We start from the raw sequence: 12696 nt of genomic DNA, 5'->3' as shown, positions 1-12696 counted from the left end.
CCACGCTCCGCCGCTCGGTGACCCTGTTCCGGACATTCCTCACCGAGCAGACCGATCCGGACGGCTTCTATTCCGCGCTCGCCGCTGACTCCGTCCGGCAATTGGCGGCGCACACTCCGCTGTCCGGACGCACGGTGCTCGACGTCGGCGGCGGCCCCGGCTACTTCTCCGACGCCTTCCGCGCGGCCGGCGCGGTCTACCTCGGCCTGGACCCGGACGTCGGCGAGCTGTCCGCCCGCGGCGAGCCGGGGGAGAACATGATCCGCGCCAGCGGCACGGAACTGCCCGTGCGCACCGGATCCGTGGACGTCTGCTACTCGTCGAACGTGCTGGAGCACGTGTCCGAGCCGTGGGTCATGCTCGCCGAGATGTGCCGGGTGACCAAGCCCGGCGGCACGGTCTTCGCGTCGTTCACGCCGTGGTATTCGCCGTGGGGCGGCCACGAGACCGCGCCGTGGCATTTCCTGGGCGGCCACTACGCCCGGCAGCGTTATGCGCGGAAACTCGGGAAGCAGCCGAAGAACAAATTCGGGGAAAGCCTGTTCCCGGTTTCGGTCGGCGCCGCGCTTCGCTGGGCGAAGGCGACGCCGCTCGCCGATTTCGTGGCCGGGTATCCGCGGTACCACCCGAGCTGGGCGATGTGGATCGTGCGGATTCCCGGCCTCCGTGAAATTGCGTCCTGGAACCTGGTCCTGGTCTTGCGCAGGCTGTGACAACCGGGGCTCCGCCACCCGGACCCCCGAAAGTCGTGTCAGCGGTCCGCGCCGACCGGCACCCGCTGCCGCCGCCGCGGCGGGGCCGGCGGGGCGGCCGGGCGCCGGCGGACCAGCAGGTAGATCGCCACGAGGATCAGCACCCCGCCGCCGATGCCGAGCCAGAGCGGGCCGGTGCTCGACAGGAACTCCAGCTTGCCCTTGTTCTCGTCGACCTGGTCGACCATCTGCGCGATCGTCTTGCCGTTGTAGGCGAGCGTCCCGTCGAACACGACGGTCGGGTTGCCGGTGGTGGGCCGCAGTTCCTGGTGCTGCTGTTGCTGCTGCTTCACCTCGACGCCGGTGACCGGTTCCACCCACATCGTGTTGACGCCGCGGTAGTAGAGGTCCGCGTCGACGCTCGAGTCGGCGACGCCGACGAGCGAGCCGGGCACCGACTTCGTCTCGAGCTTGGTGTCCGGGATGTTCTGGACGAACTTGTAGGTCTCGATCCCGTTCACCTCCTCGGTGCCGGTGTACCGGGCGGTGACGGCGGTGCCGGTGTTGTCGTCGTAGACCTGGTAGTCCTTCTGCTCGGTGCCGAAGGGGAACTTGAAGTTCAGGCCGGGCTGGGCCTTGTAGATGTTCTGCTCCGGCGGCTTCTCGCCGTCCTTGTCGGCCTTGTCCTTGAGCTGGGTGACGTAGCTGCTTTCCTTGGTGCACTTCGGGTCGGCGTCGCCGCGCGGGTCGTAGCCCTCGGCGGTGTGCCGGTCGAAGCAGACCTGGCGCTTGCTCGCGGTGAGCACCGTGCCGTCTTCGTCGTCCTTGACCTGCACCGCGAGCAGCCAAACCGCGTAGTCGGTGCCCTCGTGCATCTCGGGCCGGGCGAAGTTCGCCTGCACGTGGCCGGTCGCGGTCAGCTTCCGGTTCTCGCGGATCTCGGTGACCGGGCCGGTGCCCTTGTCGGTCACGGCGAGGACCTTGCTCGCGGTGCCTTCCAGCACCGACGTCGAATCCTGGTCGAGCGGCACCTTGGTGAGCTTCGGGTAGACGTAGGTCGGCAACAGTACCGCCCCGGCGACCGCGAAGACCCCCAGCGCCAGCAAGATCAGGCCCAAAGCTCGTCGCAACGGTCCTCCTGGGTCGTACTCCGGACAGCCAAATTACCCGGCGGTAATCAGGTGCACGGATAGTGGCCCGCGCCACGTCGCGCGTCAAAGTGTGACCGGCGGTCACAGATGTCCGGTGCGACCGGAAGGCGGCATGGGCGCGGCCGTTCGGACCAAGCGACCAAACATGTTTGTTCCCGGGCACAACGGGCCCGGCCCCACCATCGGACGATCCCCCTGCCGCCGCGCCGGACCGCGAAGGAGAACTCCCCTTTTGCCCCAGGACCCATCGATGGTCGCCATCGCGGCGACCGCGCGCTGGCGGGCCCGGATCGTGGCGGCCGCCGCGAGCGCGGGGATCAGCATCACCGACCCCCAGGCGGGCGTGCCCGGCATCCGGGTGCTGACGTGCGCCTCGGGCGACCTCGGCGCGATCGTGCCCCGCTTGACCCACGACAACGACCCACCCCGCCCGGCGATCGGCGCCCATTCGGACTCGATCGCCGACCGCGAGCTGCGCGACGCGGTGGCGGACGTCGCGGCCTTGCTTTCGTTGCACGGCAACGTGGTCCTCGACCTCGACGCGGGCGGCAGAAGGAATCGCCCGGCCCGCCCGGACGTGGTGGTTTCGGCCGGTGTGGACCGTCCGCAGTGGACGGAACCGGCGGTGACCCTCCCGGTGGGCCGGGACCGCCGCGGCGGCCCCCTCACGGTGGCGCTGACGGCGGGCCCGGGTTTCGAGGCAACGCTGCTGGAGCTGGCCCGAGTGGTCGACACCGACGCGGCTTGACCCGGCCGGCTGCTGCCCGGCCGGGCCATCGGCAAGTCGCCTGCCGGGCCGCCGACCTGGGCTAAACCTCGTCTTCGACCCACTCGAGCAGGTCGCCGGGCTGGCAGCCGAGCACCCGGCACATCGCTTCCAACGTGCTGAAGCGCACCGCCTTGGCGCGGCCGTTCTTCAGCACGGCGACGTTCGCCGGCGTGAGACCGATCTTCTCGGCGAACTCGCCCACGCTCATCTTGCGCTTGGCCAGTTCGACGTCGATGCGCACGACGATCGGCATCAGATGACCGCTTCCATGTCGGAGCGGAGCGTGGTGGCCTGGCGCAGCAGCGCGCGCATGACCACCATCAGCAGGCCGACCACGGTGATCGCCACGGTCACCAGGAACAGCAGCATCGGCATCCCCGGGTCGTCCGCGTTGAAGCCGACGAAGAGCAGCATCCCGGCGACCACCAGCCACGCGGCGGCCACCGCCCAGACGATCGCGTCGACCCACTTCAGGGACGCGGTGGTGAAGATCCGGTCCTTCTTGACCAGTGTCAGCAGTTTCCAGGTCGCGACGACGACCACCTGGACGCACAGCACCAGGAAGACCGCGATGGCGGTCAACGGCCAGCGCAGCGGAGCGTCGTGCGGGTTCTGCTGCGTGTGGTAGGCGATGCCGCCCGGCAGCGAGAGCGTCTGGAACACGACGAGGACGCCGAACAGCACCACGAGGAAGACTCTGAGCGCGGCGACGGCCCATTTCTCGGTAACCATGCGCCGACTATCGCGCTCTTCCTATCGAAAGTCAATCGGTAGTGATCGAAAGACGATCACACGGGCTCGGGTTCCAGGCGCACCGACTCCAGCGCGACGTACAGCTCGCCGATGTCGACCGGGTCGGTGAGGTCGCGTTTGGTCAGTTCCTGCACGCGGCGCAACCGGTACCGGACCGTGTTGGGGTGCACGAACAACCGGTCCGCGGCTTCCTTCGCCGAACCGTGGCCGGCGAACCACGCCAGCAGCGTGTCGAGCAGGACCATGCGCTCCGCGGCCGGCAACGTGAGCACCCCGGCCAGCGCCGACCGGACGACGTCGCGGGCCATCCCGGGCGCGGCCGCGACCAGCGTCGTCACCGGCGAGTCGCCGAACACCACCACGCCCGCCGTCGCCGCCGGCAGTGAGCGGCGGGCGATGCGGGCCCGGTGCAGGGCGTCCGGGACGTCGGGGAACCCGGTGAACGGCTTGCTCATCCCGGCCGCCACGGGCAGGGAACCGAGCACTTCGCGCAGGCGCCGGACGTCCTCGATCCGGTCGATCGCGACCAGGCCCGCCTCGCCGCCGGGCCGCCACGCCGACCGCCAGCGCCGCGCCCGCAGCAGCGCCTCGACGGAGTCGTGCTCGTCCGGCTCGACGCGCTCGGTCACCACGACGACGAACATGCCCGCGGTCGGCAGGCCCAGGTCGCGGGCCGCGGCCTCCATGTCCGCCTGGCCGGCGAGCCGGCCGCGCAGGAGGTCGTCCAGCAGCCGCGCGTTCGCGTGCGACGGCTCGGCCGCGACCTCCTCGTACGCCGTGGTCAGCGCTTCGGAGTAGAGGTCGATCGCCTTCCAGACGTAGGAGTTGATCTCGATCGTCCGGGTCGGGTTGAGGAACTCCGGGCCGGCGAGCTCGAGGAGCCCTTCGTAGACGAAGGTGCCGCCGATCCGGAACGCGCGCAGCACCGCGGGCAGCGGGATGCCCTGGCGCGCCTGGGTGAGCCCGGTCTTGCGGGCGGCGTCGAGGGCGAGGCCGTGGCCTTCGGCCAGCGCCGTGAGCGCACGCTCGAGGTTGGCCCGGCAGACCTGCCGCAGCTCGCCGGGGGCGACGTCCTCGACCTGCCGGTAGAACTCGTCCTGCTCACTGAGCAGCCGGGCCAGGCGATCGGCGAACTCGGGGAGCCTGGCCAGCATCTCGCGCAGCAGCTCGCGGTGTTCGCGAGGTACCGGCCTGGCCAGAGCTTCGATGCCCATTCCTCACTTTAGCCCGGGTCCACCGCGCGGCACACGCACGAAGTTGAGCAAAATTCATGTCCGTCGGGTGATCGACGTCGTACGGGCCGGCCGGCTCAGGCCGGTCTGCGAGCGGTCAGGTAGACGTGCGGCTCGGGGCCGGCGTCCGGGTGGTCGGGGACGAACTCGGCCTCGTCCTCCTGGACGATTTCGAGGCCCGCCGCCCGCATCCGCTCCTTGAGGGGACCGGTGGTGAAACTGTACGCCCGGACCGGGTGGCCCATGAACACGATGTCCACTCCGTCGACGTCGGCGGGCACGGTGGCGAAGACGAGCAGCCCGCCGGGCTTCAGCCAGGTCGCGAAGCGGCCGATCATGGTTTCCTGCTCGGCCCGGGGGAGCTGCAGCATCGAGAAGAAGGCCGTGATGGCGTCCCAGGTGCCGTCCGGGAAGGACAGTTCGCGCATGTCCCCGAGTTCGAACCGGGCGGCGGGCACCTGGCTCCGCGCGATCTCGACCATCTTCGGGGCGACGTCGTAGCCGGTGACGTCGTGGCCGCCGGCGACCAGCAGTTCCGCGGTCGGCCGCCCGGTGCCGGCGCCGAGGTCGAGCACCTGCGCCTCCGGCGGCAGGGCGGCGAGCAGGTCGGTGAGCGCGGCGCGCTGGGCGGTCGCGGTGCGGAAGGCGTGTTCGTAATCCGTGCCGAGCGCGTCGAAGACCTCGGCGGCGGTTTCGGGGCGGGTCATGCTCGCAAACCCTGCCAGACCTAGGATCTCGCCGTGACGGGTTTGCGGGGAGTCTTCGCCGGGTTCGGCAAGAGCCGGGCGTTCGCGGTGCTGGGGCGGGCGCTCGTGCCCGCCGACCGGGTGCTGCTGCGGATCAGCGGCGGCCGGGTCGGTGTCGGCACGGCGGTCGGGCTGCGGACGTTGCTGCTCACGACGATCGGGCGCCGCAGCGGCGAGCCCCGGCAGGTGCCGCTGCTCTACGTCGAGCGCGCCGGCGGGTACGTCGTGATCGGCTCGAACTGGGGCGGCGAGGCCCATCCGGCCTGGTCGGCGAACCTGCTGGCCCACCCTGCGGCAACGGTCGCGCTGGGCGGCCGCACTTTCGACGTCACCGGACGGCTCCTGACCGGGGACGAGCGCCAGGAGATGTGGGACGCGGTCGCGGCGTACTGGCCCGCGTACGACCGGTACGCCGTGCGGGCTTCGCACCGGGACATCCGCGTCTTCCTGCTGGAGCCGGTCAGCCGATGAGGTCGGTGTGCCGGATCCGGTACACCTGCAGCCGCAGGTTGTAGTACTTGTCGGTCTCGCCGACCCAGTTCATGCCGAGCCGCTTGGCGACCGCGATCGCCCGCGTGTTGTTCGGCCGCGCGACGGCGAACAGCTCTTCGGTGTCCTGGGTGAAGGCCCACTCGATCAGCGCGGTCGCCGCCTCGGACGCGTAGCCCTGGCCCCAGACGCCGGGGCTGAGCTGCCAGCTCAGTTCGAGGTCCTCTTCGAACGGCGGCAGCAGCCGGATGCCGAGGCCGCCGATCACCACGCCGTCTTCCTTGCGTTCGATCGCCCACCGCCCCCGCGGCGGCGGCAGGTTCGGCTGGGTTTCCTGCCAGGCGTGCAGGACCGCGCGCATCGCGCCGACGTCCCCGACGCGGTCCATGGCCGGGGTCAGCCAGTGCGTGACGTCTTCCGCGCCGTAGATGTCGAACGCGGCTTCGGCGTCGTCCACCGTCCAGTCCCGGATCACGAGCCGGTCGGTGCTCAACGGGGTCTCCATACCAGGACGCTACGCCGGGAGGCCGATGATTGTTCCCGGGCGAAAGTGCTCAGAAGATGAGCACTTAGGCGCCGACGATGGGGACATGGAGAAGATCGAAGGTATCCCGGTGCTGGAGGTCACATCGGCCGCCGGGCCGCCCACCCACCCGTCGTGAGTGGTAAGGCGCGTTAGAACCCGCCTTACCACTCACGACCGCCGCGGGAGGGACGGCGGCCGAATCGGGCCTACAGTCGGCTCGTGGACGAGATGCACTCCCTCCTGGCCCGCGCCGCCGAACTCGGCGCCGGCTACCGGGCCGGCCTCGCGGAACGGCCCGTGGCCCCGGCCGCCGTCGATTTGGCCGCTCTGCGGTCCTCCTTCGGCGGCCCGCTGCCGGAAGCACCCACCCCACCGTCCGATGTGCTCGAACAGCTCGCTCGGGCCGCCGGGCCCGGGCTGGTCGCCACCGCCGGGCCGCGGTTCTTCGGGTTCGTCATCGGGGGTGCCCTCCCGGCCGCCACCGCGGCCGATGTTCTGGCCGCCGGCTGGGATCAGAACGGCTTCAACGCCGTCCTCTCGCCCGCCGCGGCCGCGGCCGAAGACGTTGCCGGTGCCTGGCTCAAAGAGCTGCTCGGCATTCCCGCCGGAGCCTCCACCGGGTTCGTCACCGGCGGGCAAGCCGCGAACACCGCCGGCCTCGCCGCCGCTCGTCACCACGTGCTCGCCGAAGCCGGATGGGACGTCGAACGCGATGGGCTCGCCGGTGCCCCGCGGGTCCGCGTCGTCGCGAGCGAAGAACGGCACGCCACCGTCGACCGCGCCCTGCGGCTGCTCGGCTTCGGCACCCGGGCCGTCGAACCGGTCAAAGCCGGCCCGCAAGGCGCGATCGACGTCGAAGACCTCCGGAAGGTCCGCGAAGCCGGGACCGGGCCGCTGATCGTCTGCCTGCAGGCGGGGAACGTGAACACCGGCGCGTGCGACGACCTGCGCGCCGCCCGGGAAGCCGTGGGCGACGCCTGGATCCACGTCGACGGTGCCTTCGGGCTCTGGGCCGCCGCCAATCCGGACACCCGCGCGCTCCTCGACGGCGTCGAACTCGCCGATTCCTGGGCCTGCGACGGGCACAAGTGGCTCAACGTGCCCTACGACTCCGGTTTCGTCTTCTGCGCCCGCCCGGACGTCCACGCCGCGGCGATCGCCTACCGGGCCGCCTACCTCACCGGCGCCGGCGAAGTGTCCGGCATGGGCGACCTGACCTTGGAGTCCTCGCGCCGCGCCCGCGGCTTCGCCGTCTGGGCCGCGGTGCGCGAACTGGGCCGCGACGGCGTCGCCGAGCTCGTCGGCCGCTGCTGCCGGCTGGCCCGCCGCTTCGCCGGGAAACTCGCCGAAGGCGGTGCCGAGATCGCCAACGACGTCGTCCTCAACCAGGTCCTCGTGTCCTTCGGCGGGGACACCGACGCGCTCATCCGGAAAATCCAGGACGACGGCACCTGCTGGCTGGGCGGCACCACCTGGCGCGGCCGCCGCTACCTGCGGATCTCGGTGTCCGGCTGGTCGACGACGGAAGCCGACGTCGACCGCAGTGCCGCGGCGATCCTGCGCCTGGCCGGTCAGTGACCTTCGCGCACCGAGAGCGAGTCCGTCCGCCAGGCGATTTCCTTCTCGCCGCCGGTCGGCCAGCTCGACGACAGGCGACGGCGGACGCTGCCCAGCGCGCCGAGCTCGGCCAGGTCGATGCGGGCGCCCTGCGCCGCCAGCGTGGACACCTCGGCCGTGGTGAGCGGGACGAAGTCGAAGTACTGCGCGTCTTCGCCGCCCGAGGTGTCGACGAACTCGGTGAAGATCGCGGCGAACGACTGGCCGCACTCCGGGCACCGGCGCAGCGAAATGCTGAAGTGCGACCGCTCGACGAGGCGATGGGTCTTGTTCAGCCGGGTCGTGCAGAACGCCAGCGCGGTCAGGGCGTCATCGCCGGAACAGCGGGCGCAGCCGAACTCGGTCATCGGCCGATCATCGCACGTCCGTGAATCCACGCCCGGCTGGGGGAGCATCGGGAAATCCGTTGACCGTACTGATTTGACCCTGGTCGGCAATGGTCTGGACCTGTTAGCCTCGGCGCACCCACCTGGGCCGGATAGGAGAATGCCGTGCTCCGCATGAGAAAACGCATCGCCGTGGTCGCGCTCGCGCTGGCCGGCGCCTCCGTCGTCGCGTCGCCCGCGGACGCCGGGCAAAGCCAGGGCAAAGTGATGGCCTACTTCGCCGACTGGGACGTCTACGCCCGCGGCTACCACGTCAAGGACATCGAGACGTCCGGGTCGGCCGCGAAGCTGACCCACCTCAACTACGCGTTCGGCAACGTGACGGGCGGCGGCTGCGCGGTCGGCGACCCGTGGGCCGACCACGACATGCCCTACGACGCCGCCACGAGCGTCAGCGGCCAGGCCGACAGCACCGAACCGGGGGCGCTGCACGGCAGCTTCAACCAGTTCCTCCAGCTCAAGAAGCTGCACCCGAAGCTGAAGGTGCTGTGGTCCTTCGGCGGCTGGACCTGGTCGGCGGGGTTCACCGAGGCGGCGAAGAACCCGGCCGCGTTCGCGGACTCCTGCTACAACCTGGTCAACGACCCGCGCTGGGCGGGCGTCTTCGACGGCATCGACGTCGACTGGGAGTACCCGAACGCCTGCGGCAACACCTGCGACACGAGCGGCCCGAAGGCCTTCACCGCGCTGGTCAAGGCGCTGCGCGCGAAGTTCGGGCGTCAGCTGGTCACCGCCGCGATCACCGCGGACGGGTCGAAGGACGGCAAGATCGACGCCACCGAGTACGGCGCCGCGAGCCGGTACCTCGACTGGTACAACGTGATGACCTACGACTACTTCGTCGCCGGCGCGAGTCCGAACGGGCCGACCGCGCCGCACTCGCCGCTGCGCGCCTACCCGGGCCTCCCGACCGCCGGGTTCTACGCCGACGCGGCCGTCCAGAAACTGCGCCGCCAGGGCGTGCCGCCGGCGAAGATGTTGCTGGGCCTCGGGTTCTACGGCCGTGGCTGGGACGGTGTCACGCAGAAGCAGCCGGGCGGCACGGCCACCGGCCCGGCGCCCGGCACCTACGAAGCGGGCGTCGAGGACTACAAGGTCCTCAAGACCAAGTGCCCGGCCAACGGCCGCGTCGCGGGCACGGCGTACGCGAAGTGCGGCTCGCAGTGGTGGAGCTACGACACGCCCGAGACGGCGTCGGCCAAGGCCGGTTACGCGAAGTCGCAGGGGCTCGGCGGCGTGTTCGCCTGGGAGCTGTCCGGTGACACGGCGAACGCCGAGCTGCTGCGGGCCATCGCGGGCCGCTGCTGACCCCCCGAACTGGAGGGCCCGGGCGCGAGCCGCGTCCGGGCCCTTCGTCCACTTAGGAGCGAGCGGGGAACCCGTGCCGCCGGGCGCCGAGCACCACGGCGAGCACCGGCAGCAGGAGCGCGAGCAGCGTCCAGGGGAACGCCGCCGGCCCGGCGGCGTCGAGCAGGACCCCGCCGGCCACCCCGCCCGCGGCCATCGCGGCGTTCCACAGCGTGACGAGCATGGCCTGCGCGTTGTCCGCCGCTTCGCCGCCGGCGTTCCCGGCCGCCGTCTGCAGCAGCGTCGGGACGCCGCCCCAGCCGAGTCCCCACAGCCCCACGGCGACGTAGACCAGCGCCGGGCTGCCGGCGAACACCGCCAGCAGCGTCGCGGCCACCGCGACGCCGACGGTGCTGAGCACCATCAGCGTCCGCAGCGCGCGGTCGATCCGGGCGCCGACGATACCGATGCCCGCCATCGACGCGATCCCGAAGACCAGCAGGACGACGTCCACCGCGTCGCCCATCCCGGCGTGCCCGAGGAAGGCGGCGATGTAGGTGTACAGCACGGTGTGCGCCAGCACGAACACGAGCGTCACGGCGAGCACGGGGACGACGCCGGGGACGCCGAGCGTGCGCCGGACCGGTGTCCGGCCGGCCGGACGCCCCGGCTGGTCCGGGACCGCCGCGGCGATCCAGGCGAGCAGCACGGCCGCGATCGCCGACATCACGCCGAACGCCCAGCGCCAGCCGAGCAGGCCGCCGAGGAACGTCCCGGCCGGGATGCCGAGCGAGAGCGCCAGCGGGATGCCGGCCATCACGACCGCGATGGCTTTGCCCTGGTGGTCCGGGACGAGCCGGCGCGCGTAGCCGGCGAGCAGCGCCCAGACGACGCCCGCGGCCACCCCGGCGACGAAGCGCGCCACCATCGTCAGCGCGTAGTCCGGGGACAGCGTCGTGACGGTGTTGGCCACGGCGAACCCGGCGATCCCGGTGAGCAGCAAGCGTTTGCGGGACCGGTTCGCGGTGGCGGCGGACAGCGGGATCGCGGTGAGCGCGGTGCCGAGCGCGTAGATCGTCACGGCCTGGCCGGCCGCGGACTCGCCGACGCCGAGGCCGGCGCTCATCCCGGGCAGCACCCCGGCGGGCAGCGCCTCGGTGAGCACGGTGACGAACGCGGCGGTGGTCAAGGCGAGCAAGGTGGGCAGGGGCAGCGTGCGGGTGCGGAAGTCCGTCATGCCGCTATGCTCGAACCCTCACATTGATGTGAAGGTCTACCGCGGCGACTGTGAGGTGGCGCACATGCGGATCGGCGAACTTTCGGAGCGCACGAACACGTCCCGCCGGCTGCTCAGGTACTACGAGGAGCAGGGCCTGATCATCGCGAGCCGCGGCCCGAACGGCTACCGCGATTACGACGAGCCGTCGGTCGACCGGGTGATCCAGGTCCGCGGCCTGCTCGACGCCGGCCTGCCGACCCGGATCATCAAGCAGATCCTGCCCTGCCTGGACAAACCCCGGACGATCTACTTCCCGGACGCGACGCCGGAGATGATCGCCACCCTGGAGGCGGAGCGCGACCGGATGACCCGGCGAGCGGACTGCCTGCTGCGCAACCGCGACGCGATCAGCGAGTACCTGGCCGCGGTCCGCGAGTACGACCCGGCACGCTGACCGGGGCTACCGGGGGCTCACCAGCGGCGGGACGGGTCGATGACGTGGACGGCCGCTTCCTCCGCCGAGGCCGCTCCGCCGTCGATGCCGGCGTCCGAGGCGTACAGCTCTTCGTCGGAGTCTTCGCCGAAGCCTTCGTCCGTCGCGACCAGGCGGCCCGCGCGGAGGTCGCCGACCTCGTCGTCGACCAGCTCGCCGTCGGTGTCCTCGGTGTCGCCCAGCCCGTCGTCGTCGACGTCGTCGGCCAGGTCGGGAACCTCGCGGGAGAGCCGGCCCGCCCAGCTCTCGCCCTCCGCCGTTTCGCGCGCGGTGGTGCCCCAGCCTTCGGTGGCCTGCGCGCGTTCCGGCGGTGAATAACCCTCCGCCACCTCGTCGCGGTCGTCCAAAGTGTCCTCGGGGTCGAGGATGCCGTTGTCGGCGTTGTCTTCGATGTCGTCGTCCACGGCCCCATCTTCGCGCAATTCGTTGGCCGCGCCCAGCCCGGGTGATATGACGGTGTCGTGCCGGGGTCTTAGCCCCGTGCCCGGTGAAAGGTGATCCCTCATGCCGATGAGACGCAGGGTGCTGGCCGCGGGACTGGCCGGGGTGTTCGGTGCCGCGCTGTCCGGACGGACCGCCCGGGCCGCCGAAACCGCGCCGCCGGTGCGGCTGGACCAGCTGAACCTGGTCAACCTGTCGCACGTCAACGACCCCGCCACGACCAACGTCTTCCCCGGCGACCCGGCCTTCGAGCTGGAGACCATCGCCACCATCCCCGAAGACGGCTACTACCTGCAGTTCGTCCGCGAGGGCGAGCACACCGGGACGCACTGGGGCGCGCCCGGGCACTTCAACACCGGGGAACCGCTGGCCGACGACATTGACCCGGCGGACCTGTTCCGGCCCGCCGTGAAGATCGACGTGCGCGCGAAGGCGGCGGCGAACGCGGACTACGCGGTCACGATCGACGACCTCAAGGCGTGGGAGAAGCGCCACGGCCGGATCCCGAACGAGTCCGTCGTGGTGCTGTGGACCGGCTGGGACGCCAAGTGGGGCACCCCCGCCTACCCGAACACCGGCGCGGACGGCGTCCTGCACCAGCCGGGGTTCTCGATCCCCGCGGTGCAGTGGCTGATCGACACCGGGCGCCTGGGCCGCCGCGGCGGCACCGGCACCGACACGTTCAGCCCGGACGTCGGCACCGACGAGACGTACACGGTGTCCAAGCTGGTCTACCGCCGGCACCGGATCAGCCTGGAGATCCTGGCGAACCTCAAGGCCTTGCCGACGACCGGCGCCTGGGTCCTGGCGGGCGGCCCGATCAACCGCAACGGCGCCGGCTCCACCGCAACGATCTTCGGCGTGCTGCCACCCGGAGTCCAGGCGTGAGGAGCAG

Annotated in this window: 16 protein-coding genes; 7 read left to right on the top strand and 9 right to left on the bottom strand. The window is 71.3% G+C overall.

Features of this window, described 5'->3' with window-relative positions; all coding sequences use genetic code 11:
• Window positions 1-17: 17 nt before the first annotated feature.
• Window positions 18-713: a class I SAM-dependent methyltransferase gene (locus C2L58_RS15860; RefSeq protein ID WP_103338340.1), complete on the top strand. Its 696-nt coding sequence runs from the start codon at window positions 18-20 to the stop codon at window positions 711-713.
• Between the two features lie 38 nt (window positions 714-751).
• Here the strand turns inward: C2L58_RS15860 and C2L58_RS15855 are convergent, their stop codons facing one another.
• Window positions 752-1822, bottom strand: coding sequence for a DUF3068 domain-containing protein (locus C2L58_RS15855; protein ID WP_103338339.1), 1071 nt, complete (start codon window positions 1820-1822; stop codon window positions 752-754).
• A gap of 271 nt (window positions 1823-2093) precedes the next feature.
• On the opposite strand from C2L58_RS15855, the gene C2L58_RS15850 reads away from it, so the two are divergent.
• The gene (locus C2L58_RS15850) at window positions 2094-2591 is read left to right on the top strand and encodes a hypothetical protein (protein ID WP_103338338.1); all 498 of its coding nucleotides are present in this window, start codon (window positions 2094-2096) and stop codon (window positions 2589-2591) included.
• 61 nt (window positions 2592-2652) lie between these two features.
• On the opposite strand, the gene C2L58_RS15845 is transcribed toward C2L58_RS15850, so the two are convergent.
• The 4 genes from C2L58_RS15845 to C2L58_RS15830 form a co-directional block, all read right to left on the bottom strand.
• A complete protein-coding gene (locus tag C2L58_RS15845) occupies window positions 2653-2865 on the bottom strand; it encodes a helix-turn-helix domain-containing protein (RefSeq protein ID WP_103338337.1) in 213 nt (70 codons plus the stop codon).
• Window positions 2865-3344 carry a DUF2975 domain-containing protein gene (locus tag C2L58_RS15840; RefSeq protein ID WP_103338336.1) on the bottom strand — a complete coding sequence of 160 codons (480 nt, stop codon included), beginning with the start codon at window positions 3342-3344 and terminating at the stop codon, window positions 2865-2867. Before C2L58_RS15840 ends, C2L58_RS15845 begins: the two co-directional genes overlap by 1 nt.
• A gap of 56 nt (window positions 3345-3400) precedes the next feature.
• Complete coding sequence (locus C2L58_RS15835) at window positions 3401-4579, bottom strand: PucR family transcriptional regulator (RefSeq protein ID WP_103338335.1); 1179 nt, start codon at window positions 4577-4579, stop codon at window positions 3401-3403.
• 95 nt (window positions 4580-4674) lie between these two features.
• Entirely contained in the window at window positions 4675-5304 is a 630-nt protein-coding gene (locus C2L58_RS15830; RefSeq protein WP_103338334.1) for a class I SAM-dependent methyltransferase, read from the bottom strand.
• A gap of 42 nt (window positions 5305-5346) precedes the next feature.
• On the opposite strand from C2L58_RS15830, the gene C2L58_RS15825 reads away from it, so the two are divergent.
• Window positions 5347-5814: a nitroreductase family deazaflavin-dependent oxidoreductase gene (locus C2L58_RS15825; RefSeq protein WP_199191294.1), complete on the top strand. Its 468-nt coding sequence runs from the start codon at window positions 5347-5349 to the stop codon at window positions 5812-5814.
• Here C2L58_RS15825 and C2L58_RS15820 read toward each other — a convergent pair.
• A complete protein-coding gene (locus C2L58_RS15820) occupies window positions 5804-6337 on the bottom strand; it encodes a GNAT family N-acetyltransferase (RefSeq protein WP_103338332.1) in 534 nt (177 codons plus the stop codon). The two genes, C2L58_RS15825 and C2L58_RS15820, sit on opposite strands and share 11 nt — an antisense overlap.
• A gap of 249 nt (window positions 6338-6586) precedes the next feature.
• Here C2L58_RS15820 and C2L58_RS15815 point away from each other — a divergent pair, with 249 nt between their 5' ends.
• Window positions 6587-7936, top strand: coding sequence for a pyridoxal phosphate-dependent decarboxylase family protein (locus tag C2L58_RS15815; RefSeq protein WP_103338457.1), 1350 nt, complete (start codon window positions 6587-6589; stop codon window positions 7934-7936).
• Here C2L58_RS15815 and C2L58_RS15810 read toward each other — a convergent pair.
• Window positions 7930-8322, bottom strand: coding sequence for a hypothetical protein (locus tag C2L58_RS15810; protein WP_103338331.1), 393 nt, complete (start codon window positions 8320-8322; stop codon window positions 7930-7932). The two genes, C2L58_RS15815 and C2L58_RS15810, sit on opposite strands and share 7 nt — an antisense overlap.
• A gap of 153 nt (window positions 8323-8475) precedes the next feature.
• Here C2L58_RS15810 and C2L58_RS15805 point away from each other — a divergent pair, with 153 nt between their 5' ends.
• On the top strand, window positions 8476-9669 hold the full coding sequence (locus tag C2L58_RS15805) for a glycoside hydrolase family 18 protein (protein WP_199191287.1): 1194 nt from the start codon (window positions 8476-8478) through the stop codon (window positions 9667-9669).
• 52 nt (window positions 9670-9721) lie between these two features.
• On the opposite strand, the gene C2L58_RS15800 is transcribed toward C2L58_RS15805, so the two are convergent.
• Window positions 9722-10885 carry an MFS transporter gene (locus C2L58_RS15800; RefSeq protein ID WP_103338329.1) on the bottom strand — a complete coding sequence of 388 codons (1164 nt, stop codon included), beginning with the start codon at window positions 10883-10885 and terminating at the stop codon, window positions 9722-9724.
• Window positions 10886-10949: 64 nt separating this feature from the next.
• Between C2L58_RS15800 and C2L58_RS15795 the strand changes: the two genes are divergently transcribed.
• A complete protein-coding gene (locus C2L58_RS15795; protein WP_103338456.1) occupies window positions 10950-11321 on the top strand; it encodes a MerR family transcriptional regulator in 372 nt (123 codons plus the stop codon).
• Window positions 11322-11338: 17 nt separating this feature from the next.
• Here the strand turns inward: C2L58_RS15795 and C2L58_RS15790 are convergent, their stop codons facing one another.
• The gene (locus tag C2L58_RS15790) at window positions 11339-11764 is read right to left on the bottom strand and encodes a DUF5709 domain-containing protein (protein WP_103338328.1); all 426 of its coding nucleotides are present in this window, start codon (window positions 11762-11764) and stop codon (window positions 11339-11341) included.
• A 100-nt stretch (window positions 11765-11864) separates the two neighbouring features.
• On the opposite strand from C2L58_RS15790, the gene C2L58_RS15785 reads away from it, so the two are divergent.
• Window positions 11865-12689, top strand: coding sequence for a cyclase family protein (locus C2L58_RS15785; protein ID WP_103338327.1), 825 nt, complete (start codon window positions 11865-11867; stop codon window positions 12687-12689).
• The last annotated feature ends 7 nt before the right edge of the window (window positions 12690-12696 follow it).

This window comes from Amycolatopsis sp. CA-126428 (assembly GCF_002904335.1).
In the GTDB taxonomy this organism is placed as follows: Bacteria; Actinomycetota; Actinomycetes; order Mycobacteriales; family Pseudonocardiaceae; genus Amycolatopsis.
The sequence above is the reverse complement of the archived record's forward strand: the minus strand, read 5'-3'. Positions and strand labels throughout refer to the sequence as shown.

What these genes read in the sequence shown, in the direction of transcription:
- C2L58_RS15850 (WP_103338338.1), top strand. Translation starts at nt 2,094, where the DNA reads ATGGTCGCCATCGCGGCGACCGCGCGCTGGCGGGCCCGGATCGTGGCG.
- C2L58_RS15845 (WP_103338337.1), bottom strand. Translation starts at nt 2,865, where the DNA reads ATGCCGATCGTCGTGCGCATCGACGTCGAACTGGCCAAGCGCAAGATG.
- C2L58_RS15840 (WP_103338336.1), bottom strand. Translation starts at nt 3,344, where the DNA reads ATGGTTACCGAGAAATGGGCCGTCGCCGCGCTCAGAGTCTTCCTCGTG.
- C2L58_RS15835 (WP_103338335.1), bottom strand. Translation starts at nt 4,579, where the DNA reads ATGGGCATCGAAGCTCTGGCCAGGCCGGTACCTCGCGAACACCGCGAG.
- C2L58_RS15830 (WP_103338334.1), bottom strand. Translation starts at nt 5,304, where the DNA reads ATGACCCGCCCCGAAACCGCCGCCGAGGTCTTCGACGCGCTCGGCACG.
- C2L58_RS15820 (WP_103338332.1), bottom strand. Translation starts at nt 6,337, where the DNA reads ATGGAGACCCCGTTGAGCACCGACCGGCTCGTGATCCGGGACTGGACG.
- C2L58_RS15815 (WP_103338457.1), top strand. Translation starts at nt 6,587, where the DNA reads ATGCACTCCCTCCTGGCCCGCGCCGCCGAACTCGGCGCCGGCTACCGG.
- C2L58_RS15810 (WP_103338331.1), bottom strand. Translation starts at nt 8,322, where the DNA reads ATGACCGAGTTCGGCTGCGCCCGCTGTTCCGGCGATGACGCCCTGACC.
- C2L58_RS15805 (WP_199191287.1), top strand. Translation starts at nt 8,476, where the DNA reads ATGAGAAAACGCATCGCCGTGGTCGCGCTCGCGCTGGCCGGCGCCTCC.
- C2L58_RS15800 (WP_103338329.1), bottom strand. Translation starts at nt 10,885, where the DNA reads ATGACGGACTTCCGCACCCGCACGCTGCCCCTGCCCACCTTGCTCGCC.
- C2L58_RS15795 (WP_103338456.1), top strand. Translation starts at nt 10,950, where the DNA reads ATGCGGATCGGCGAACTTTCGGAGCGCACGAACACGTCCCGCCGGCTG.
- C2L58_RS15785 (WP_103338327.1), top strand. Translation starts at nt 11,865, where the DNA reads ATGCCGATGAGACGCAGGGTGCTGGCCGCGGGACTGGCCGGGGTGTTC.